At 51.0% G+C, this 23,070-nt stretch carries 17 protein-coding genes; 3 read left to right on the forward strand and 14 right to left on the reverse strand.

The features are described 5' to 3' along the window. Positions 1-30: 30 nt before the first annotated feature. The 5 genes from lacZ to K3T82_RS04450 form a co-directional block, all read right to left on the reverse strand. Complete coding sequence (lacZ, locus tag K3T82_RS04430) at positions 31-3,273, reverse strand: beta-galactosidase, LacZ type (protein ID WP_220192276.1); 3,243 nt, start codon at positions 3,271-3,273, stop codon at positions 31-33. A gap of 110 nt (positions 3,274-3,383) precedes the next feature. Next, positions 3,384-4,223, reverse strand: a complete 840-nt coding sequence (locus K3T82_RS04435) for a carbohydrate ABC transporter permease (protein ID WP_220192277.1) — start codon at positions 4,221-4,223, stop codon at positions 3,384-3,386. Between the two features lie 22 nt (positions 4,224-4,245). Continuing rightward, the gene (locus K3T82_RS04440; RefSeq protein ID WP_236031004.1) at positions 4,246-5,190 is read right to left on the reverse strand and encodes a carbohydrate ABC transporter permease; all 945 of its coding nucleotides are present in this window, start codon (positions 5,188-5,190) and stop codon (positions 4,246-4,248) included. 103 nt (positions 5,191-5,293) lie between these two features. Beyond that, positions 5,294-6,586, reverse strand: coding sequence for an extracellular solute-binding protein (locus K3T82_RS04445; RefSeq protein WP_220192278.1), 1,293 nt, complete (start codon positions 6,584-6,586; stop codon positions 5,294-5,296). A gap of 128 nt (positions 6,587-6,714) precedes the next feature. Further along, positions 6,715-7,701 carry a LacI family DNA-binding transcriptional regulator gene (locus tag K3T82_RS04450; protein WP_220192279.1) on the reverse strand — a complete coding sequence of 329 codons (987 nt, stop codon included), beginning with the start codon at positions 7,699-7,701 and terminating at the stop codon, positions 6,715-6,717. Between the two features lie 308 nt (positions 7,702-8,009). Between K3T82_RS04450 and K3T82_RS04455 the strand changes: the two genes are divergently transcribed. Then, on the forward strand, positions 8,010-8,882 hold the full coding sequence (locus K3T82_RS04455; protein ID WP_220192280.1) for a class I SAM-dependent methyltransferase: 873 nt from the start codon (positions 8,010-8,012) through the stop codon (positions 8,880-8,882). A 105-nt stretch (positions 8,883-8,987) separates the two neighbouring features. Here K3T82_RS04455 and K3T82_RS04460 read toward each other — a convergent pair whose 3' ends face one another. From K3T82_RS04460 to K3T82_RS04470, 3 genes are all read right to left on the reverse strand, one after another. Continuing rightward, positions 8,988-10,220 (reverse strand): GDSL-type esterase/lipase family protein, encoded by a 1,233-nt coding sequence (locus K3T82_RS04460; protein WP_220192281.1) that lies wholly within the window; start codon positions 10,218-10,220, stop codon positions 8,988-8,990. Between the two features lie 170 nt (positions 10,221-10,390). After that, a complete protein-coding gene (locus tag K3T82_RS04465; protein ID WP_220192282.1) occupies positions 10,391-10,741 on the reverse strand; it encodes an MmcQ/YjbR family DNA-binding protein in 351 nt (116 codons plus the stop codon). 115 nt (positions 10,742-10,856) lie between these two features. Continuing rightward, positions 10,857-11,258 (reverse strand): hypothetical protein, encoded by a 402-nt coding sequence (locus K3T82_RS04470; RefSeq protein WP_220192283.1) that lies wholly within the window; start codon positions 11,256-11,258, stop codon positions 10,857-10,859. A 227-nt stretch (positions 11,259-11,485) separates the two neighbouring features. On the opposite strand from K3T82_RS04470, the gene K3T82_RS04475 reads away from it, so the two are divergent. Beyond that, positions 11,486-13,213 carry a serine/threonine-protein kinase gene (locus K3T82_RS04475; RefSeq protein WP_220192284.1) on the forward strand — a complete coding sequence of 576 codons (1,728 nt, stop codon included), beginning with the start codon at positions 11,486-11,488 and terminating at the stop codon, positions 13,211-13,213. 31 nt (positions 13,214-13,244) lie between these two features. Here the strand turns inward: K3T82_RS04475 and K3T82_RS04480 are convergent, their stop codons facing one another. The 3 genes from K3T82_RS04480 to K3T82_RS04490 form a co-directional block, all read right to left on the reverse strand. Next, on the reverse strand, positions 13,245-14,393 hold the full coding sequence (locus K3T82_RS04480) for a methyl-accepting chemotaxis protein (protein WP_220192285.1): 1,149 nt from the start codon (positions 14,391-14,393) through the stop codon (positions 13,245-13,247). Between the two features lie 13 nt (positions 14,394-14,406). Next, positions 14,407-15,837: a serine/threonine protein kinase gene (locus tag K3T82_RS04485; RefSeq protein ID WP_220192286.1), complete on the reverse strand. Its 1,431-nt coding sequence runs from the start codon at positions 15,835-15,837 to the stop codon at positions 14,407-14,409. A 505-nt stretch (positions 15,838-16,342) separates the two neighbouring features. After that, on the reverse strand, positions 16,343-16,855 hold the full coding sequence (locus tag K3T82_RS04490) for a hypothetical protein (protein WP_220192287.1): 513 nt from the start codon (positions 16,853-16,855) through the stop codon (positions 16,343-16,345). Between the two features lie 297 nt (positions 16,856-17,152). On the opposite strand from K3T82_RS04490, the gene K3T82_RS04495 reads away from it, so the two are divergent. Next, a complete protein-coding gene (locus K3T82_RS04495; RefSeq protein WP_220192288.1) occupies positions 17,153-20,476 on the forward strand; it encodes a helicase HerA domain-containing protein in 3,324 nt (1,107 codons plus the stop codon). Positions 20,477-20,635: 159 nt separating this feature from the next. On the opposite strand, the gene K3T82_RS04500 is transcribed toward K3T82_RS04495, so the two are convergent. From K3T82_RS04500 to K3T82_RS04510, 3 genes are all read right to left on the reverse strand, one after another. Continuing rightward, positions 20,636-20,851 (reverse strand): hypothetical protein, encoded by a 216-nt coding sequence (locus K3T82_RS04500; RefSeq protein ID WP_220192289.1) that lies wholly within the window; start codon positions 20,849-20,851, stop codon positions 20,636-20,638. A gap of 2 nt (positions 20,852-20,853) precedes the next feature. Beyond that, positions 20,854-21,834: a class I SAM-dependent methyltransferase gene (locus tag K3T82_RS04505; protein WP_220192290.1), complete on the reverse strand. Its 981-nt coding sequence runs from the start codon at positions 21,832-21,834 to the stop codon at positions 20,854-20,856. Positions 21,835-21,921: 87 nt separating this feature from the next. Next, a complete protein-coding gene (locus K3T82_RS04510) occupies positions 21,922-22,926 on the reverse strand; it encodes a hypothetical protein (protein WP_220192291.1) in 1,005 nt (334 codons plus the stop codon). Positions 22,927-23,070: the final 144 nt, after the last annotated feature.

Consider the following 23,070-nt stretch of genomic DNA (forward strand, 5'->3'; position numbering starts at 1 on the left):
CATTTAGCAGACAGTGATGACACATCTGTTTTATTTCGCCTGGGGCCAGGGCACTTGCTTGCTCAATGTCGATGGAGTAGCAAGGTCCGTTGAGAAGGGACGCAGGCAGAGAATGAACTGGAATGGCTCATTGCGCAACTCATACTGAGGCGCAACATCTGGCCCACAGCTCGCAGACCCTATACCTCTCTGACGATAATCCAGATGCCAGGTGAGATAACCAGCATCCGTAAGTTCATAGGTATGGCGAGCTTCTTCTAGCTGAGCGGTAGTGTAGCGATGCAGACTGAAGTTCAGCTCAGACTTGCCCACGGCGAGCAGACCAGTTCCACGACCATCCATAACACTGACCCAACGTACTTCCGAGCGATTGCCATTCTCTTGCGGAAAGGTATATGAGGTGAACAATTCATCAACCGACTTCGTATATCGCCCCACACGATTGGCTTGTTTGGTATCCACATATGATTCCCCTGGACCGCGACCATACCAACTAGCGGTGGTATGCGTTTGTGGCAGCTTGAGTTCAAGGCCAATTCGGGGTAGCGTCTTGGGCCCGCCCTCTCCTGGCAACCCTCGCACCGAAAGCACGATCTCACCAGAGCCATAGATCGTGTATTCGTAGACGCATGTTATCCCCCAGCTCTTAATAGGAGGGGCGATCCGAACTTCGACCTCTACTTTAACCGCCTTATCACCATCGATAGCCTCCCAATGCACACGCTGAACACGCGGCCTGAGTTGGTGTAAGCCGAACGATTTCCATTTTCCAGCAACATTCGTGAAACCGCGATCATTGTCCGTCGTTGCACGCCAGAAGCTCAAACGAGGGCCTTCTTCGAGCAGTTGCCTACCCTCATACACCCAGGATGTGAGAACGCCGTAGACGGTATCGAATCGCACTTCCATGTCCGGACTTGTAATAGTCAGGGTCGTCGCGTCAGCTTGGCTGTACAGCGCAGGAAGCGCCTGTACATCGACAACTTCGACAGATCCGGCCTCTGCCAGGCAGAATTGAGTGTTGGCAATCTCATGCCCCTGTTTCGCCCAGGGGGTTGCGAAGGCCAAAGCAAAATCCAGATTCAACCAGTAATCACACTCAGGATGATTAGTAGGAAGTGTGAAGGGAACCTGCACAATCGCGGAACTATGCGCCGTAATCTCAGGCAGGGGCAGGCTTCCCTGCTGGATGATCACGCCGTCTCGTAGCAATGACCACGCGCAGTTCAAATGGTTCAACGAAATGAAGTCGTAGCGGTTGTGGATACGCACTGATCCACTGCTCGCATCCACCATTTCAACCTTAACTGGCTCAATGACTTTTTTGTATTCAATCAATCCGGGCGATGGCGCACGGTCGGCGAAGACAAGTCCGTCGATGACGAAGTTGCCATCGTGGGGTTCATCACCGAAGTCACCACCATACGCGAAGTATTCCTTACCATCAACCGTGTGCTGACGAATACCATGATCGCACCACTCCCAGACGCAACCGCCCTGAAGCCGTCGATGGGCATAGATCGCATCCCAATATTCGGTCAGGCCACCCGGTCCATTGCCCATCGCATGGGCATACTCGCAAAGTATGTGCGGCTTATCGAGATCGGTGCGCTCACCAAGCTTAATAAGCTCTTCAACCGAGGTATACATGGTGCTGAAGACATCGGCGACCTGAGCCTTTCTATCACCTTCGTAATGGATAAGGCGAGTAGAATCATGCGCGCGAATCCAGGCAGCCATCGCTTCATGATTGTGGCCAAAGAAGGACTCATTGCCAAGCGACCACATGATGATACTGGCATGGTTCTTATCACGCTCAACCATACGAGCAGCACGATCCACATAGGCCGCTTCCCACTCAGGATTATCACTGGTCCAGCGCGCAGAAGCCTCTTCATGCTTCGCCCACATTTCCGCCCTCTCAGCGTCTGGAAGGGTAGAGAGATCAAATTCCTCAGTAGTGGTGCCAAAGCCGTGACATTCCAAATCAGTCTCATCAATCACATAAAGCCCATACTCATCACACAGATCCAGAAAGCGGGAATCATTTGGATAGTGTGAGGTACGCACCGTATTGATGTTGTGCTGCTTCATGAGCAGGATATCCTGCACCATTGCCTCATAAGGAACTGCCCTACCAAAGTCGGGATGCGCGTCGTGCCGGTTCACGCCTTTGAGCTTAAGAGCTACCCCATTTACGAGGAAGACACCATCCCGCAAGACAACGGAGCGGAAACCGATGCGCTGTGGAATCACCTCCAACACCTTGCCATCGGCATCATAGAGCGTCACCAGCAAGCGATACAGATACGGGTCCTCAGCAGACCAGAGCCTCGGCGCAGCAATCGGCGATTGAAGCTCTAGAAAGGTATTGGGAGAGTCCGGAGTCACGGTAAAAATGCCCTCTGATACACTGAGAGGCACTGGCTGATCCTGTGCATCGAGCAGGGTGAGAGCCACTTTACCACGTTGCTCAGCCTCGATTCCGATAGCAGTAAAGGAGGCTCGGACAGAGAGGCGCGCATGCCGAGTGTCGGCATCAAAATTGGTCTGGACAAAGAGGTCAGCAACATTAAGTTTAGGGCGAGCTAACAGATACACATCGCGGAAGATGCCACTGAGCCACCACTGATCCTGGTCCTCAATATAGCTACCATCCGACCACTGGTAGACACGCACAGATACGGTGTTTTTACCAGACCGTAGATAGGAAGTAACATCAAACTCGGAGGGCAGGCGGCTTCCCTGGCTATATCCAACCTCTGAACCATTCACCCAGACATGAAAGGCGCTATCGACCCCCTCAAAGCGCAGGGCAATAGAGCGATCTTTCCAGGTATCGGGCACAAAGAATGTTCGCCGATAGCACCCGGTCGGATTCTCCGTGGGCACATAAGGCGGCTCTACCGGAAAGGGATAGTTCACATTGGTATAATGGGGATGCCCGTAGCCATACATCTGCCAGTTGGAAGGAACTGGCAGGTTATCCCATGACGTGACATTGTAGTCATCCTCATAGAATCCAGCGGGAGCCTCGGCAGGCGAGGGCCAGTAAGAGAACTTCCAATCTCCATTGAGGAGTTTGAAAAACGGCGATTGCTCGCGTTCAAATGACAGAGCAGATTGAGCCTCAGCATAGGATACAAAGGAGGCGCGACCATCCAATCGCTGCCTCTGAAGGAGCAAATGGGTCTCCCAGTCTGGGGTGCTGGGGCGCTGTTCATCGAACGTGTGTTTGTTAGTCGGCAGGCTGCTCTCAGACTGCTCTGTCATAGGTCAGGTCTCTCTTTCCAGAGTTAAACATACAAAGATACACGCCTAACATACTTCCATGGGAAAGGTAGGGGACGCATACAACCCACGTATACATCCCCTTATCGGCTCTAGAACTTCAGCGCACCAGCAGAGAGGTTAGCGATGAACTGGCGAGCCCCCAGGAAGAAGATAATAATTAATGGAATGGTTGAGAGTAAAGTCCCAGCCATGACCATACTATAATCCGTGTTGTAGATCCCATTCAAGGAGGCAAGAGCCACCTGAAGGGTATAGATTTTGGGATTGTTCAACACAATCAAAGGCCAAAGGTAATCATTCCAGGCAGTAATGAAGGTCAGGATACCCAGGAAACCTAGCGCGGGCCGTAAGGCTGGCAACGCAACCGTCACATACAGACGCATATGGCCTGCGCCATCAATCCTGGCTGCGTCAATGAGCTCTGTTGGGATAGAGAGCGCGTTCTGACGCATCCAGAAGATGCCAAAGGCTGAGGCCATCGATGGCACAATCAAGGGCAGGAAAGTATTGACCCAGCCCAGTCCAGCCGTGATCTCAAAGGAACCGATGAGAGAACCAGCAGCCGCGCCCGATGGAAGAATCAGCGTACCCAGCAGAATCACAAAGAGCACGTTCTTCCCTGGGAAATCAAATTTGGCAAATGTGAAGCCCGCGATAGAACAAAAGAACAGCGTCAGGGCCGTCAACACAGCAGCTACAATCAGCGTGTTGATGAAGTTCTGCACGAAGTCAATATTCTGGAAGACATGCGAGACATTGACCAGCAATTGATTGCCAAAGATGAGCACTGGCGGCACACGGTAGATATCACTGGTAGTATTCGTCGACATGACAAACATCCAGTAGAATGGGAAGACCGAGACCACCAGTCCGATCAGGAGCAGGATATGAGTTACAACCCGCTGAAGCGGCGTACTATACTGTTTCATCTGAAATACTCCCTTCTTCTGCTTACTCTCCGCGCTGTACTAGTCGCCAGTTAATAATGGTGCAGACGAGTAGGATCAAAAAGACGATCCAGCCTACCGCCGCGCCAAAGCCATACTGATAGGATGCAAAGCCTTGCCAGTATTGGTAGAGCGCCATCGTCAGGCCCTCATGACCAGGACCACCATTATTAGCAGGTGTCAAGAAGAGGACTTGCGGCTCGGTAAAGAGCGTCAAACCACCGATGGTGGAGCTAATCACGGTAAAGAGAACTATCGGTCGTAGCAGAGGTAACGTAATGTTGAAGAAGATATCCCAGGTATTCGCGCCATCAGTACGCGCAGCATCATAGTACTCGGTGGGAATATTCTGCAAGCCAGCCATATAAACCAGGGCATTGTAGCCAGTCCAACGCCAGATGACCATCAGAGCGATTGACCACTTGATTCCCCAGGGATCAGTTAACCAGGGAACAGCGGGCAGGTGGATCGCGGCCAGCGTCTGGTTAATCAAGCCAAACTGGTCACCCAGGAACGACTGAAAGATCAGCGTCACTGCTACAATGGAGGTCATATTCGGGATATAGAAGCAGAGCTGGTAGGCCAGTTTGGAACGTGAGCGCTGGTTAAGCAGAAAAGCGAGTACCAGCGCGATACACAGCATAGGAATAGTCGATATGACCCAGATGGCAAAGGTATTGAAGATCGCTTTGCCAAAGATAGGATCGGTAAGCACGAAGTAGAAGTTGTTCCAACCCACAAACGTCATGGTGCCGATGCCATCCCAACGCTGGAAGGCTAAGTACAACGAAAAAAGAACCGGGAATAGGCCAAAGACCAGAAAGAGAATATAATACGGCGCGATGGAGAGGTAGAGCGGCAAAAATTTGCGCAACTTACCATTTGCAGGCGCCACGCGGCTGGCGCTCTGGCTCTTTGTTGGAGCCGCAGTCTGCATGATACTACTCATAGGGAATGACCTCCTATCCTCTTGCGTCTTACGCGAAAACCAACGCCACTCGCGTAGCAAGCGCTCGCGCGCTCAGGTTTTCGAAAGGCGTATCCGTGAAGCATTAGCGTAACAGGTCGCGTTGAATAGCATCCTGGGCGTCTTTCCAGGCTTTTTCGGGATCTTTATTGTTGAACTGAATCTCCGTTAGCTGGGATCGGAGTTCGTTATCAACCACGCCATCCATCGGGTTTGTTGAGAAGAGAGGCACATTCTTGGCGGCTTCCACGAAGATTGGCGTGGTCTTCTGGCCCCCGAAAAATGGCTCAGGCTGACTCAAAGATGGATCGTCAAGCGACTTGATAGCGGATGGGAAGAGTTGAAGAGTCTGATAGGAGCGCAACTGATTCTCCGGCGATTGGAGCCATTTGATGACCTCATACGCCTCTTTAGGATGTTCGCTAGCTGTGGTTACAGCCATGAAGGAACCACCATAATTACCATCACCACCAGGCGCACGGGCGATACGCCACTTGCCTGTGGTATCTGGAGCGGCCTCCGAGAGAATTTGTTTCATCCAGACAGCGCTGATAAAAGAAGCGATGCGCCCGTTATTCGCGGCCTGGTTCCAGTCACTTGAGAAACCTGTGCTCTTACTGATGGCCCCTTGCGTCTTAACAGCTTTGACGGCCTGATCCCACATCTGCTTGATATTCGCTGAATTTCCAACGTACTTTCCATCAGCGGTAAAATAGTGCTCTTTGCTCGCGTCCAATTGCATGCTAAAGACGGTATAGATGTCATCTAGCAGGAAGGACTTACCATCCGTGGCGGACGAGATCTTAGCGCTGGCTTGTAGATACGAGTCCCAGTCCTTAAAGAGATTGGCAACGGCATCAGGATCGGTAGGCAGTCCAGCCTTCTCGAAGATATCAGAGCGATAGAACAGTGCGGTTGGGCCAGTATCCATCGGGATAGCAATCTGGCGTCCCTTGGGAGAGGTACCAAGTGACCATTTCCATGGCAAGTAGAGCGACTTGATATCGTTCGCACCTACAGTATTGAGATCCACAAACTGGTCTTCATCGGGATAATAGATCGAGATGTTGGAGTTAATGCCCATGATATCCGGCACGCCACTGTGTCCGGCCATTGATGTCCGAACTTTATTGTCATAGTCGGAAATCTTCTCGGCATTCAACACAATATTGGGGAATTGCTGGCCCACCTGTGCGATGAGTTTATCATCAATCGAGCGGTTCCAATACCACATAGTAAGGTGGATCTTACCATCGGAAGGCCCTCCACAGGCGCTTAAAAGAAGGGGAATCAGCATCATACAACATGCCAGTACACTCAAAAAGAGAGCAGAAGGGAAGCGAGTGCGCTTCTTACTCTCCGGCACATGGGTTGTCATAGGTTCCTCCTTAACCAAATAAGTAGGGGACTAAGAGCAAAATATATGTCTATCTAACGACCCTACATGCAGTCAACAGCGAAAGCTATAAAAGTCAACGTCGACTAAAAAGCATTGGCCTCCTTTCGTTATTCTTCAGGGCACGGCCCACTCGATTGACGAGTCATCAGACGAGCGGGAAACGATGGAGTAGTCATGACGGGTTTGCCATCAATAGCAGAAAGCAATACATCGATAGATGTCGCCAGCATAGCAGGCTTATCAATGCGAATGGTAGTCAAAGGTGGAGTAGTGTACGCGGTAATCTCGTTATCATCATGTCCGACAATCGAGATATCCTGTGGAACGCGCAAGCCTAGATCCCAGGCTGCAGAGAGCACACCCATAGCCGACATATCGTTGGTCGCAAAAATCGCGGTAGGTCGCTCTGGCATGGTCAGGAGTTTATGGCCCGAGACCCTGCCGCTCTCCAGGTTAGATTCACCCCATTGAATATATGCGTCATCCAGGGAAATGCCGTTCTGAAGCAAGGTTTCCTTGAAGCCAGTAAAGCGCGAATGTTGGACATGACTCACCACCCCGAAGCGGCGATGACCGAGTTCTAGCAGGTGTTCAGCGGCCAAGCGACCTGCCTGCTGAAAGTCGAAGGCTACATAATGATCAACCTGCTGTTCACTCGCTTCCCAGAAGCAATAGACAGCGGGAATATGAAGATCTGACATAGAGTTGAAGGTTTCAGGTGAGATCGTACCAGCAGCAATGATCAAGCCATCCACACGCCTCAGAGCCAGATCCTGTAGGAGTTGCTGCCCCTCACTCTTGCCAATGGTCGTCACGAAGATGCGCAAGTTACGTTCATACGCGAGGCGTTCGGCAATCTCGGCGATTTCGGCATAGAAGAGATTGCTCATTTCATGCAGTACCAGCCCGATGACATCTGTACGCCCCTTAATCAAACTACGGGCGATCAAATTGGGCTGATAATTAAGTTCTCGGGCATATTGCATGACACGTTCGCGCGTGGCCGCGCTTATCGAGCCTTTGCCTGCGAGCACTTTGGAGACGGTTGTCGGTGTGACACCCGCCATTCTGGCAATATCATAAATAGTCGCCATACACCCCCCTCAAACATCTTTGTTAATCAGGCTGGGTAATCGATAACCTTGCAAAAAAGATACCATGCAAAATGAGGAAAGTCAATGGTTAGCAAGCGAAAATTAACCCGACTGTAAACTCGACTCGCGACATCAACATCGCGTGCTCATCCCCACTCTCTGGAAGCTATAGGCGCCAATACAACTCAGAGGCAGTAATATACATAGGATGTAGTGTGTGTCCATTTGTGATAGAGGATGACTATCGCATATACTAGATGTATCATATATAATAATCTATGATCTTAAGAGAGTTAGGAGAGTTCGGCATGACAGAAAACACCCCCCGAGAGCGGCAAGACACATATGCGCTCGATCCAGAGGATATGGCTGAGATGGTCCGCCTGATGAGGCAAGATCGGCTATTGAGCAAGGGTATGGGTGGACTATTTCCTGAATTAGACAATCAGCTACCTAGTAGCTATGATCGTATTATCGATATAGGGTGTGGACCGGGAGACTGGGTCCTTAACGTCGCCTATGAATATCCAGAAGTTGAGGTGGTGGGGATAGATATTAGCAAATTGATGATCCACTATGCCAGGGATCAGGCCAAAACTATGGAGCGCGAGAACGCGATTTTTATGGAGGGCAATGTTCTTCAGCCGCTCCCTTTCTCAGACAACTCCTTCGATCTGGTCAATGCACGCTTTATGACAGGCTTTGTATTACGTGAAGCCTGGCCTTCAGTTGTCAATGAATTATATCGTATCACACGCCCTGGTGGTATCTTGCGCCTGACCGAACTTGATACTGGTGGAGTCTCAAATAGCGGAGCCCTGGAAGATTTGCTTTATTTGACAACGAAGATGATGCACCAACTTGGCTACGGCTTCTCGCCTTCTGGTCGTACCTTTGGCGTCACTCCGATGCTAGGCAAATTCCTACGAGATGCCGGATGCCAGGATATCCAACATCTTACACATGGTCTGGATTTCTCCTTTGGCGCTGAGCTACACCAGAGCCAGTATGAGAACTGGCGTAGCGGTTTGTATCGTCTGCTCCCTTTGCTCAAGCGCTGCAATCTGACCACCGATGAAGACTTCGGGAAACTATTTGAGCAGATGCAACAAGACCTTCTTGCGGAAGATTTCAGAGGAATCTGGTATATACTGACCGCCTGGGGACACAAAGGAGAGTAAGGGCACACACCTTTTGAACTTTCAATCCCCTCTTCTTCCCTACTTAACGAAACGAAGCGGTGCGTAGGTTTGCTAAACCTACGCACCGCTTCGTTTCGTTAAGCGCTATTTTCGCACCATTCCATTTTGATATAGTTTGTCACGCGCGCTATTGACAGCCCTGGACAACGCTTGATAACCTGCGCTATTTGGATGGAAGGAATCACGGAGCGCGTCATTCAGGCCCGCGATTTCGTTAATCCACTCCTGGCTTTCATTAGCCGTACAGGCCTCATGACCAGCAAAAGCCTGCTCAACCTCCTCGGTCGCGGGGAAAGCACCAGCCGTGCTCGCAGCCTGGGCAATAGCATCATTCAACTGGGAGGCCAGATCACGGATCATTTGCATTTCGCCCGCGCCCAGACCAGTATAGACGACTGGGTTATGACAGTCAGCAAGAGAAGGGTCCGCGACCAGCAGCGGATACCCAACGATGATGATATCAGCACCAGGAGCTGCCGCCCGCAGTTCTTGATAGACAGCAACCAGACGCGGCTCAAGATTGATGATCTTTTGTGAGACACTTGCACGGTGAGACTTGCAGGAGGAGAAGCTCGTAATACAATTAGTAAGCTCGGAGGAGAAGCCTATATCATTCCCCCCGATGGTCAACGTAATTAAAGTCTTCCCGCGCGGACCGCTCTGCAATTGCGCGAGTTGCGTCCCTGGGAGCCAGGAATATTGAACTGTAGAGTCGATATTGCCCGTTACAGCCCCCGAACAGGCAATCAGAGTAGGAGAGGGAGCACCCGAGCTAAGCAGATATGGATATCCTTTGGTAGAACGATAACAATTCTTAGCCCCATTATATGGTGGCGCGCCATCACCCGCCGAATAGGAATCGCCCAGCGCGTAGTAATTATCATAGCTGCCAGAGTATCCCTTTGTTCTGACCTCAACTGGATCGGAGGCTGGCCCTTGAAGCGTCCCAGCCAGAGGAGTGATACTAAAGCGATACCAGTGTCCCGCCTGCAAGTTGGTGATAATTGTCGAGGTAACTGTAATGATTGTTGGAAGCTGCTGCGTCTGAGCGCTCACCAGGTCTGTCTCATTGACCAGGTAGCCGGCTGCGTCTGTTGCGCTTCCCCAGCTTAATGACACCTGCTGATCGCCCGCTTGCCCATTGAGCGCTGTTGGCTTCCCTGGTGCTAACGGGGCAGCTAGCGCGCTAGTGGGCAAAAAAATAGCCCCAACCAGGGCGACGAGAACAGGAACAAAAAACACTAACCAGAAACGCGATGAGGAGAAGCCTATATCAGAGACTTTGCTATGTGCCGAAATATGAAGAGATCGCCGCATGGTTCCTTCCTCTCTTTGCTCAAAGTTATATAGTGAGCAAATGGCGGATGCATCCTCTGCTCGCCATTGTGCTCATCTTTGAGCACATAGAACTGATCTATTCAAAGAATACCATGCAGCAATTTATAACTCAAGCTGTACGAGTAAGAAACCTAAGACTCTTCAGTCTACTAATGAAGTTGAGCAACAAGGCGTTTAGGAGCGGTCATGCAATAACTATCTCTGACAAGGTCAGCAACAAGATCCCAATCGGTTTCATCATCCAGCCAGATACCAATCCACCCATAACGCCCAACGTATGGTGGAACGAAGAAGCGCTCTGGCTCAGATTCCACCAGTCCCCTCTGCACTCCATCTGGAGCTTTGCACCACATCGACATGCGATCATCCTTAAGATGTCGCAGAGCAAAAATTTTAGCGCGCACCTTAAACGCGGGATTGCCAACGCCATCGCCATCCTCGATTGCCTCGGGAAAAGCCAGACAGAGCACGCGCAATTGATGTAATTCGTCTTTGGTCATAAGCGCCTTACCTTACCTTCTAAGCGAGAGGATAGAATTCGTCAAGGGAAAAGAGAACAGGAGCAGAATATTTAGGGAGAATGACAGTTTAAACAAGAAAGGAGCTGGTCTGATGTCAGGCGCTAGTCCGAATGGGCGAAACACGTTGAAAGTCGAGCGTGTAGCCATACTCGTTAACGCAGATAATCGAAATACCATGTACCCGGAGTTTACTGTTCGCATTACTGAGATGCTTGGTCACATGTGAACGCTCGGCGAGATTCGCGCCATGACGTAGCTCTTCAAAGCTGACGTAGACGTTTGGAGCCTCGCTATATGGATGCTCGCGCTGGTACAGAGCGAATTGTTGCAACCACTCGAAATGGCGGAGCAGGCGAATACAGAGCTTGTATTCGGTTGGCGATAGCTTCACAAGCCGGCCATTAATTTGTAGGTAGCGGAAAGCGTCATTGTGATAAATCTGGTAACCCACAATGTGCGGCCCACAACACAAACGGTCTGATACTATATGATTCATTCAGTAAATACCCTCGCTGTTTCTCCGAGAAAATATAGCATTATCATGCCAAAAAATCTATTAAGCAGTTCACAAAGGTAACACGATGCTGAGAACTGTCCTCTATGTACAGCGAAATAATGGGTTGACTTGTGCGACAGGGGGGGTATGCTCAAAAGCATTGAGAAAGCATACGGTAGAAAGCCGCTCCTACCGAAAAGATGCAATGTAATTGAGAGGTTTTGGAAGTGTCTAATTGTACTGCGTGTGGCAAAGCAAACCCGAATAATGTGCGCTTTTGTAACTGGTGTGGAACCACCTTAAATGGCGGAACAGCGACGGGAGCGCTCTCCGCTCAGACGACCCTGGCCGATGATCGCTATATGATCCTCGACACATTAGGGCAAGGTGGCATGGGTGCTGTATACAAAGCCCTCGATCTTCAATTCAACAAGCGCATCGTCGCCATTAAGGAAATGCGCCAGGATGGTCTGGTTGGACAGGATCTTCAGGAGGCCATTCACGGCTTTACGCAGGAAGCGGAAATGCTGGTACATCTTAAACATCCTGGCTTACCTCATATCTACGCCCAATTTGAAGATAACGGACGGCGCTACCTGGTCATGGAATTCATCCAGGGGGAAACGCTGGAACACCGCCTTCAGGTTTTGAGTCAGCAGGGAAAGCAGTTGCCTGTGGCTCAAGCCCTCACAATCGCGAACCAACTCTGCATCGTACTTGATTACCTACATTCGCAGCACCCACCTATCATCTTTCGTGACCTCAAACCAGCCAATATAATGTTGGACGCGCAAGATCGAGTTTCCCTCATCGATTTTGGGATTGCCCGCTTCTTTAAACCAGGGCAGGTCAAGGATACGGTCGCGTTGGGCTCTCCCGGCTATGCACCACCAGAACAATATAGGAAATCGACCTCACCGCGCTCCGATATCTATAGCCTGGGAGCCACACTGCACCAGATGCTAACTGGAGAAGATCCCTCTCATGCCCCCTTCTACTTCAAGTCTTTCTCCATACAGATGCCCCGCCTGGAACAATTTATTCTGCAAATGGTGGCCCTCGACGAACAGCAACGACCAGCCAGTATGCAGGCTGTCCTCAAAGTGCTGAACGCGCCTACCGCCCAGAGTAAAGATCCATCAAGCGCGAAGCAGGTGAAACCAGCCACTCCCATGACCACCAGACAGGGGCCACTACGCGTCATGATCTTGCTCGCACGACATAAGGAAGATCAAGCCCTTGGAGAGAATATCGTAAACCAGCTTCAGTCTTTGATTGTGGGTTTCCCCGAAGTCGAGATTGAGATAGCACTGGATGGTGATGCTACTACCGAGCAGGTAAATCAAACGCAACTAGTGATCCTCCTAGTCAGCGATGCGTTCCTGAGCACACCAGCATGCATGACCCAGGCCGAACGCTTCCTTGATCGCTGTGATACCCAGGGGCTACAGGCCCTCGTAATCCGCTTACGCCCTTGCACCCTGAGTGGGAGCCGTTTTAGTCAGCTACCAATACTTCCCGAAGAGGATAGTATCAAGCATCTGAGTCTCTACGCCCAAGAGCAGCGCATCGTCGAGGCGGCAAAAGCCATTCGCACACGCATAGCGCTCCTCCACCTGCCCAAACGACCCAATGGTCGCATGAACCTACTTCAGTGGCTACTCTATCAGCTTTATGGAGATGGACGGGCGGTCTGCCGCTATCTTGCGATTGGAGACTACACGCTCCAACACATCCAGCCGGTCGGGCTCGCGGGTGTGCTACTTCATCTCTACCATAAAAGCAAAGAGCGCCCTATTGCCGAATATGTCATTGGGCCGCTCCACTGTCGTGACTTATCGCTCTTACTCAACGTGCTCTCGCCCTCAGATCCCGATCCAGAGGAGATCGAAGGAGTTGCTTCGCGTAACCAACCTCGCCGCCAGAGAGCAATAAAAGGCGCACCAACACGTTGAATGTAAGCGCGCCTTTTGCGAAAGATGGTAACTAGAGTAGATCGGTACTTCTGCGCCCAATGCCTGATTCCAGCGGGGCGACGGCCTCCCTGTACTCTCGCTCCTGAGCCCCATAGTCGTCAAGAGAATCTTCTGGCAACTGGAAGCCAGCAATGGAATTATTCCATTGTTGCGCGAGCTTCGCTAGCGAATGAATATGTTCGACAGTCTGCAAAATGGAGGTACTTGATTGATAGATACGCTGAGCGACTGCATAAAGTTCCGAGATCATAGACTCAGCCAGAGTCGCATTCGACTGGGCGGAATCAAGCAACTCATTTAGTAATTGCTCCTGCCTGCGCGTATCAACATGAAGTTGATCTATCAGCCTGGACAGTTGGGTTGCGGAGCCAGGAGCGGACGCAAAACCATTTAACTGACCGGTCTGGGCAGGCAGATGTCTGCGGATCTCTGTCACGATCTCCACATTCAGGTGCAAAGTACTACTCAACCTCTGAATAAAGGCGACCATCTTCTCGACCGTTTCCGTTGTATCTGAGAAGCGAGACATCTGCGCCTCGGCGGTTTGCGCCAGCTCTACCGAGTTGGCTAGCAGAGTCTGTGTCTTCGACATCACCTGCTCAGAAGAGTAGCGTGTCCATTTGGCGAGATTAGCCAGTTCTTCGATGAGTGCGTTACAAATATCCGCGACCAGACCAATATTTCCGGCAGGTACATTCGCACGGACGCGCAAATCACCATCCATAATGGGCTTAATTTCAGTAATAAGTTTCTGGATCTGCTGATCCATATGTTGGACATCGTAGACAGCCTTATTGTTCGTAGTAGCATGCTGCACATTGTGCGTTACCTGATCGAGCAGGACATTGAGTGACTGCGCAAGCGTTGTCAGCGCGTTATCACCCAGGATAGGTGCGCGCTTCTCTCTATTGCCAGCAGTATACTCCCGGCATGTGGCTATCAAATGAATAAACTGGTTCTTGGTCGCGCGCTGTGTCATATTGATAAGAGCGATTTCAGCAAAGAAAACGGCCAAAGCACTTACGACCAGGACCAGAAGAAAAATATTAATGTTCGTATGCTCCATCTGCCCTAGTCCTACCGCACCCACAATACAGATGGCGGTGACAGGCAGCATAGAGGCAACAAGCAGTTCCAGCCTTAGGGAATTCGATCTCATGAATTAGGGCTCCTTACAGGAGACCGCCTGACGAAGGTTTGCTCTTCATCCTCTCGGGGAGTTGCGGTGTTGCTCCTGGTTTGTTGCGGCACAACCGCGATATCTTGTGTAGGTTTCGCGCGTTCGGGGATGAGACCCATTGAAGGAGCAGAGTCTCATCGGGCACATCCTCCTGATACGGAAGGCGCGGAGAGACAGGTGTGGCTTGCATCTCCTGTTGATAGGGAGAGACAGGCTCCGGAAAGTCTTGCTGAAGTATTGGCTCTTGCGGTGAAGGTATAACCGGGCTTTCCAGGGCTGGCTGTGGCGGTGGTGTATACACACCGCGTACAAGGGCTGGCTGTTCTTGAGTTGCTGATAGATGAGTGAAATCGTCTCCCGAAGCACCATAAACCGTTTGCGCATGCATCGGATTCAGCTTGCCTGAGACGACATTGCTACTCGGCTGTGGCGCTGACAATTGCATGGGGGAAGGCGTGCTAGGACCTGCCAGAGTTCGTATCTTCTCTATAGCTTGTGAGATATACACTTGCTTGGGAGCATAGAGGCGATCATTAAGCACATGCGTATAGGCGGTAACAAGGGCTCGCGCCGACTGAAAGCGCCTTTCGGGACTCCGATGTAACGCATGATTTATGACGAGCTCTAGAGCCACTGGAATATGGGGCGCGATTTCATGAAGCGAGGGCAACGGCTCAAAGATATGCTTACGTGCGATCTCGACATAGTTACCACCAGTAAAAGGTGGGCGACCACTCAGCATCTCGAAAAGCATGATACCCAACGAATAGATGTCGGAACGGAAATCTCCATCAGCTCCACGTATGATCTCAGGAGCGAGATATTCGGGTGGGCTCATAAAGTTATCAGTAACGCTTTTCAAATGCTCATAAGAAGAATTTGACGAGCTTCCCTCTTCGAGTCCCTTCTTGCTTAATATTTGCATGAGGCCAAAATCAATCAGCTGCACCTCAGCGTTTTGCAGTATGAGCACATCATTGGGATTAAGATATTGATAGGCTTGTCCTTGCTCATGAATAAAATCTAGCAAATCAGCGACGGGATTTAAGACCGTCAGAACCTCTTGCGGAGTCCAGGGCTTCTGCTGCCGCAGACGACTCGCTAGCGTCTCTCCTGAGAAAAGTGGCAGAACATGATAGAACACACCCTCTTGTTCGCCATAGCCATACAATGGAAAGAGATGCGTATGACGCAACGTGATGAGTTGCTCCCCTTTGCGCTCAAAACGTTCTGAGAATTTTCGGCGTATATGGCGAGGAAGCGTATGAGGAACGAGAATGATGGTTATGAGTACTTCCGGGCATAGCCAGAGCTCTCTTGTACGAGCGCGATATGTTGCGGTCATGCTTCCCCGCCCACAAAGCTCTTCCAGGCGATACCCACGAATCTTTCTCCCTAAAAATGGATCTTTTGATGCATCCATACAAGAGCATTCCTTTCTATGTGCTCAAATTCGCCATTTGGTCATTCTATAGGTATCCCACTAGTCCTTACTCTTCAAAAATCCGGCAACTGCATCGGTCACAAAAGAGCTAATGCATGACTAGCCGCCTACGTGATATATGCACTTAATTCGATTCACTCTTTATTATAAGTCATAATTTTTTCAGGATTCCCCACCTTCATGCCCTGAGCGCTCAACACTAGTCATGCCCCCGCAGACGTGAGGACAGGAGCGGCATTGGGGTTCATAACAAATGGAACACGCTCAAGTTTCCAAAATAAGGAGCAAGATAAAGAAAGGCCTGAAAAATCACCTTTGATTAAGAAAAACTATGACATATATGGAACAAAAATGCTGTGACATATGTCATAAATTATATACAATATCGTCGATGGAGCCAATCTAAATAAGGTATTAATAGGTGTAAGGTCCCAAAAGGCATAAGTAGAAAGAATTGCTTCGATCACAGAGGCTGAGGGCTCTACTACAAACTCTCCCTAGAGTGAATTTCAGGTCGATCCCTAAGTAATACATAACCTTTGCCGTGCAAAACGCTTACCCTCAATGCAAACCCATGTCGCTGCAAGAGTGAGTTGATACCATTGCGCTCCTTCACCGCGCGGCGTACCATCTTCAAATTCCTTTCTAGAATGGCAGCGTCCTCACGTGTCAGGTCCGATAGATGCCTCTGCCAATAATCACGCTGTGGAGCTAAAATGGAAAAAACCTCCTCGCGTGATGACACGATGAGCATTTGATGGAAGACAGGCTCCGAACAGTGCAGGCAAGCAAGAAGCTCGGCATAACTAGCCCCATAGGGAACCATTAGCAACAAGAACAACAGGCGAAACGCGTTCCGGGGAAAGCGCGCCTGGGCATGAACCCGCGTAGCACTGAACAGAGTCACAAGATACTCATCCGCGTTCAGCATTAATATTTGCTCTTCTGGCAAAATTGGTACTTCGCGATGGGTAAGATGCACATACGTACTGACCAACCTGTACCTCTTGGGGTTTTTCTTGGCTCTATTGTATTTCAATGATAGAATATGGTCAATCAGATAGCACTAGCCGGGTATGTATAGTCCCCCACCCCTGCGCATAGCCTGAGTGCTAAGGAATCACCAAGGCTTATTGCCGCAAGATTGCGGCAACAAATGAAGATAAATCTGGAGAGCAAGGAGGTATCTTTCCACCCGTCTTCCGATACACTGCTAGAATAGAAAACTATTTTTATAGCGCATAAGACAAACTGAAGCACTTATTATCTTCACCATTCATAGAGAGTCTGCTGCATGAACATGATGTCTTCAATGCAATATCAAAAAGGGGCTACATCGTTCGCTCTGCAAATCATTCCCCCCGCCCAGGTTGAGCAAGATCAAGAAATTATGCTTGAGGCCGCCATGCAAAGCCTGGTTCTGGACAAAAAGCATCCCGTAGCCCTGGAATTGACGGGAACACCGGAGCGACGCAGCTTTATTGTGCGGGCAACAACCCAGGCCGCTCTCGACCACGTGGAAGCCATTTTGCGTTCACAATACCCACAAATCGATGTGCGACCACTGCGAGAGCACGAAGATCCATTTCGCTTCGAAGCCCATGAGACGGTCTCCGCTATCGAGCTGGTTGCGGGCGGCGATCCGTTTCTTCCTCTCCGCACTTGGCAGGGGGAGAAAGGGAGACAAGATAACCTGACCATCGACCCCCTTCTTGGTCTACTTTCAGCCTTGAGTAAGTTACCTGAGCACACCCGCGCCATCGCGCAAATAGGGCTGGCCCCTGCCGAGACGACGTGGTCGCGCAAAGGTCTACGCAAAGCGGTTGAAAGAGCAACCGAACCGGATAAACGGGACGCCATGCTAGACATGGCAATGTTCCGTATGAACCGAACATCGGCGATAAGCACCCCCATCATTATCGCTGGAGCCATCATTGTATGTCTTTTTGTGCTCTTACGCCAATTCATACCTGATTGGCTCCTCAGCGCTATTGGGGGCGCGATCACCAATCACCCAATGCATCTCACCCCTCAGCAAACCTTCTTGATGTTTGTCTATTTTGCGGGTCTCGTCCTGGCAGGTGTCGCACTCTTCTTCATTCTGGAGTTTATTCGTGGCATCGTTAAGCCACAGCAAACATATGACAGCAACCTGGTAGCCCAGAAGGTATCGCGCATGGCCTACCATTCACGGGTCCGTCTCTTCGTGATCGGACCTAAATCATTAGACTATGTGGCGAACACACCACAGACACACCAATCAATGGCACAGTACGAGGGTTTACCCCAGGATATTCAGTTAGCTGAGGTACGACGAGAAGTACTCTTGCGTATGATCGCCGCCTATCGCCAGTTCAACCAATCCAATGGCGCATACTTTATTCCCCGCCATCTTTCAGACGGCAAGGCGCGACGGCTCGTCAGCCGCGAGCAACTTTGGGGTCACGGTTGGTATCAGGGCATAGCTCACTCAAAGCACTTGCTGACCGTTGATACGGTAGCCTCACTCTGGCATCTTCCTAACGCCAGCGCACTCCCCGAAATCGCACTTGTTGAGCATAGACGCGCACGTACGATGCTCATCCCACCCGATTTGGCCCAGCAGTCGGCTGGCCTGCCAATCGTAGGCTATTCAGAACATGGAGGCTATCGCCTGCCCTTTGGCCTCGCACCTCAGTTTTTCACCCAGCATACACTGATCTCAGGTAAATCTGGCGAGGGCAAAAGCACATTTATGGAGCATGTGGCACGGCGGGCAATGGAGGCTGGTGGATTGATTCTTATTGATCCACACGGCGATCTGTGTGATCACGTCCTGCACCTCGTACCGCCTCACCGTATGGACGATGTGGTTTATATCGATCTCTCCGATCCAGAAGCGTCCGTCGGCATTAATATCCTGGACGTAACTCTGGGACGCGCACGTGATAAAGCCATCTCAGATCTGCTGAAAACCCTGGCTCACATCTGGACTATGAGCTGGGGCCCACGTATGGAGAACGCCTTCGAGATGAGCCTACGCACGCTTTTCGAGGCGAACAAGGTATTGGTCGCTCAAGATCCACAGGATGGTCCAGGGAAGCAATATACATTGCTAGACGTGATGCCTCTGCTAACGAACGAGAACTTTTGTCACGCGATCTTGCAACAAATTGAGGATGACTACCTGCATCGCTGGTGGCGCGAATACTATGAGCCCATGACCCTGATGCAGCAACGCGACGTCATCAATCCGGTCCTCACAAAAGTCGCCAAGTTTGAGAGTGTTACAGCACGCCGTATCATCGGGCAGGGTGCCTCAACTCTGGACTTTACCCAGATGGTGTCAGAGCGCAAAATCATTCTCTTCAAGCTGGCAAAAGGCGTTGTTGGTAATGACATCGCGGCCATTGTGGGCGCAACCATGCTGGGTCTGTTCCAGATAACCCTGGAGGAGCAGGGAACCAAAGCTGAGCAGGATCGCGTGCGCTATCCTATTATCCTTGACGAATTCCAGGTCCTTGCTGGAATGGACTATGGCGCGCTAGCCGAACTACGCAAGTATGGCGCAACCTTCTACCTGGCAACACAATCCCTTGAGTATCTCCAGAAGCTAGACCCGGTCCTGCTTCCCACGGTACTAGCGAACGTCAAACAATTGATAACCTTCTATATGTCCGCGCGCGATTCGGAGACACTCGCCAAAGAACTAGGGGTTGAAGAAGAGGATCTGCTCAATTTAGACATGCACACCTGCTATGTCAAACTCTCAGCTATCAATAAACGCCAGCCGACCTTCTCCCTCCATGTGATTCCCTTGAAATCTGGCGACCCCACCCAGGCGGAGAGTGTGCGTACCCGCAGCCGTGTGCGCTACGCGCGCCCCGTAAGCGAGGTCGATACCATGCTACGAGATGCCATGCTACGTGGTATTCGTATGGGACCCGCGCCTACGCCTCCAGCCAACAAGAAACGTAAAGCGCCCACACCTCCACGACCTGCCCAAGCTAGCAAATCAACTCGCCCAACAACACCTCAGGTTGAGCGCGTCACTGAGAAGCCCTCGGGGCGTGTTACTGAGAAACCGTCTGAACGCGTCACTGAGAAACCCTCGGAGCGCGTCGTGGAGACGCCTTCAGAGCAACCAGTCGAGCGCGTAATTGAGCAACCATCGGAGCAATCTGTTGAGAGGCCCTCAGAACGCGTGATTGAACGGCCGTCGGAGAAGCAGGAAGAATCCATTATCTACTTACCAGCGGCTTCGGCACAACCCACTCCACAGTATGAGCCGCCCAAAGAGGCCCCTCGAGAGCAGCCTGCCAGCCCTGTCGAGACGCCAGAGGAGATTATTATTCTACGTCCAGCGACCACGCCACGTTACGATGCGGTCCCAGTCTATGGCTCTTCGTCTGAGGATCCAGTTATTGTACTTCCGCCAGCAGTCACGATTACTGAAGAGGTTGAGGATACGCCTACACCAGAAGAGGTTGAGATACCTGAAGATGGCGAAGCTTCCGCTCCTCGCAAACGCCGTAATCGTGGGCGCCGAGGCAGTAAACGAGCCAACAAAAAGAAAAATGACGCTCAAGGCGAGGCTGCGAACGAAACTGAGAGTGAATCAGCCAACACGCTTGAATAGCTCAAAGAGAGTTAGTAAGAGCTTGGCCTTTGAAAGAGGAAAGACGAAGACCATGTGTGAAGTTCCGCACATGGTCTTCGTCTTTCCTCTTTCAAATAACAGAGACCCGAAGAGATCGATCACGCAGCATATTATTGATCGACTCGCGTGACGAAAAGGCTAGAGACCGGGAATCAGATGAGGTGCTAAGAGAAACGATCCCAAGCTTGCCAGACTGAGAATAATTAACAGCCAGAACCAGAGCTTATAATTCTGCTGGCGGTGAGCCTCCTCCGTAGCCTCTCGCTGCTGGATCGAAAGCAGTGCAGCAACAAAAGGAGACTGGTGAGAGTTATTACCTGGGGCAGGTGTTGGTTGTTGGGGATTATAATGCATGTTTAGTCCTCTTTCTTAAGTAGAGATTCAAGCTCATCATCCACTTTCGCACTTTCGTGCTCCTCGTCCCCTGGCTTTTGGTCCGGCGTCGTGTCCTTCACCTCATCCTCTTTATCCCCTTCGGAGACCTCTTCAGGCTTTCTCCGTAGCAGGACAAAGCCACCTGCATCCGTATTCACGACCTTACCAGATAAGAAGATGAGGATACGCACAAACAAACTCAATTTAACGGGCAGACGTAATCTACGCATTTCATGGATGGGAACGCGAAATTCTTGAGATTCCCAGCCAAAGCTCTCAAAAAACTTCAGCCCGCCCTCTGGGGCAAAGCGCGTCTTCACGCCTTCAGCCGCGAACGTGTTCCAATACTCCTCATCGCGCTTGAGAGCCAAAGGGGAAATATATTCTGTGAGCCACCAACGAATAGCGGTCTGCTTTTGCAGATCAGCCGCCAGCGCTCTCACATGCTCTGTCTGCAAATAAATGAGTAGCCCTTCCGTAAGCACCAGTACAGATTTCCCTTCAGGTGCGGCTTCTTTGAGAAAATTCTGCCGCGCCTGAGCATCTGTAATGTCCAGCGCTACCCTCTCCAACAGACAACGCGGTTTTTGATCGGCTAGATGCTCCTGCTTATATGTGATAACATCCTCATGATCAACCTCAATCCAGCGTAGGGTAGCGGGCAGTGGCAGGCGATAAGGACGCGTGTCCAGGCCAGCAGCGAGATTAATCACGATATCCACCGTCTCCTGCTCGAGCAAGTGCTGAATAATCTCATCATAGATCTGAGTACGCATAACCAGCGGCCAGCGCTCTTCTTCACCACGTGGGAGAGAATGTACCACTTCCGCGCCACGCTCTCCCGCCAGTTGTTTCGCATAAGGATCTTGAAAGAGACCACCTTCTCGTTCGGTCTCCAGTGCCCTATAGTAGGCAATAACACGCGCGGTATCAAATGAATCTTGAACTAGAAGTGAGGGCATGGGATAAGTCCTCGCAATCTTTTACTACTCCTTATATGCTCTCCTGAGCGCGCTAGTGCTAGCGCGCTCAGGAGAGCATATAAGGCCTTAGTTTCCAGGGAATATAGAAAATGGAAGCTTTGGTAAAAAAGGAATCGGTATCTGCAGATAATACACAGCCAGAATCGCGACAAGCACCAGAATAATGAGTAATGCAAAGAAAGGACCAGAAGAGGCTGTCGCGGAGGTAGAGATTTGTCCCTTCGCAGTATGGTTAAACGCTCTATAGATATAGATCGCGCCACGACTTCTGCGTCCCCAGATCGAAACCATATCACCCAGCGAGACATTAGCCCCCCGTAAATATCCTTGTACACGCGCGTCCTGCAAAGCGCCGTCCGCCTTGCGCACACGGATAGTCGTGACCTGGACCATATCACGATCTGGATGGCGAATCTCGTTCGGCATAGCCCAGACGATATCTCTCAGCCCCCGGAAAAGCAGCGCCGCTCCCACCATCGGAGGCCGCTCCTGCTGGGACTGAACCTGCACGACAGCACCCCAGAGTTCTGGTGCTCTGCGGGGAAAGCCAAAGGGCAGGCGATCCAGCTGCCACGGTGGCAGGGCATGCTGCGGATTGCGTAGCCCCTGTTCCTCCTTGATAACGGTGCGTATCCCCTCAGCGGGATCATAATACGACAGTGGCGACCCATCAGGAATCGTGTATGGCGACATCTCATCGCGAGGTTGGAGCGCGCGCGAGCGTTCCTCCTCACGTAACTGAAGCGCGTATTGCTCCTCCAAATCCTTGAGGAGGATAGGATGCTGAGGCTGGCCTGATCTTTCCCCACCCGGTAGAGAGGTCTGCTGAGGCTGCCTCATGCTCTCCGCTTCTAATGGAAGCAAAGGCTGAGTAGGGGTGGAATGCTTCTTAATCGCTTCTGGAGAAGCAGGAATGGGTGGCTGCGCCCGCTCTATCTCCGCCGGACTGAGATCGAAAGCGCGCGCCTCCATCTGTCGAGACTGCAAGGGAGCACCGCAATTGACACACACACTCCGCCCATTGCCGAGTGTATTGCGATACCCACAAGCCTCACATTTTATTGACGACACCTTCTCTCCTCCAATCTTTGCCAGGTCTTTCCATAACCAGCCTTATAGGACATATACAACACTTGCAAGTCGTTCGCGCCTAACTCTTGCTCGTATGCTACGCCTTAGCATAGTACAAGTAGCCATATTTTTCCAGTAGCGGAC

The sequence above is a fragment of the Ktedonospora formicarum genome, assembly GCF_016587355.1.
Lineage (GTDB): Bacteria > Chloroflexota > Ktedonobacteria > Ktedonobacterales > Ktedonobacteraceae > Ktedonobacter > Ktedonobacter formicarum.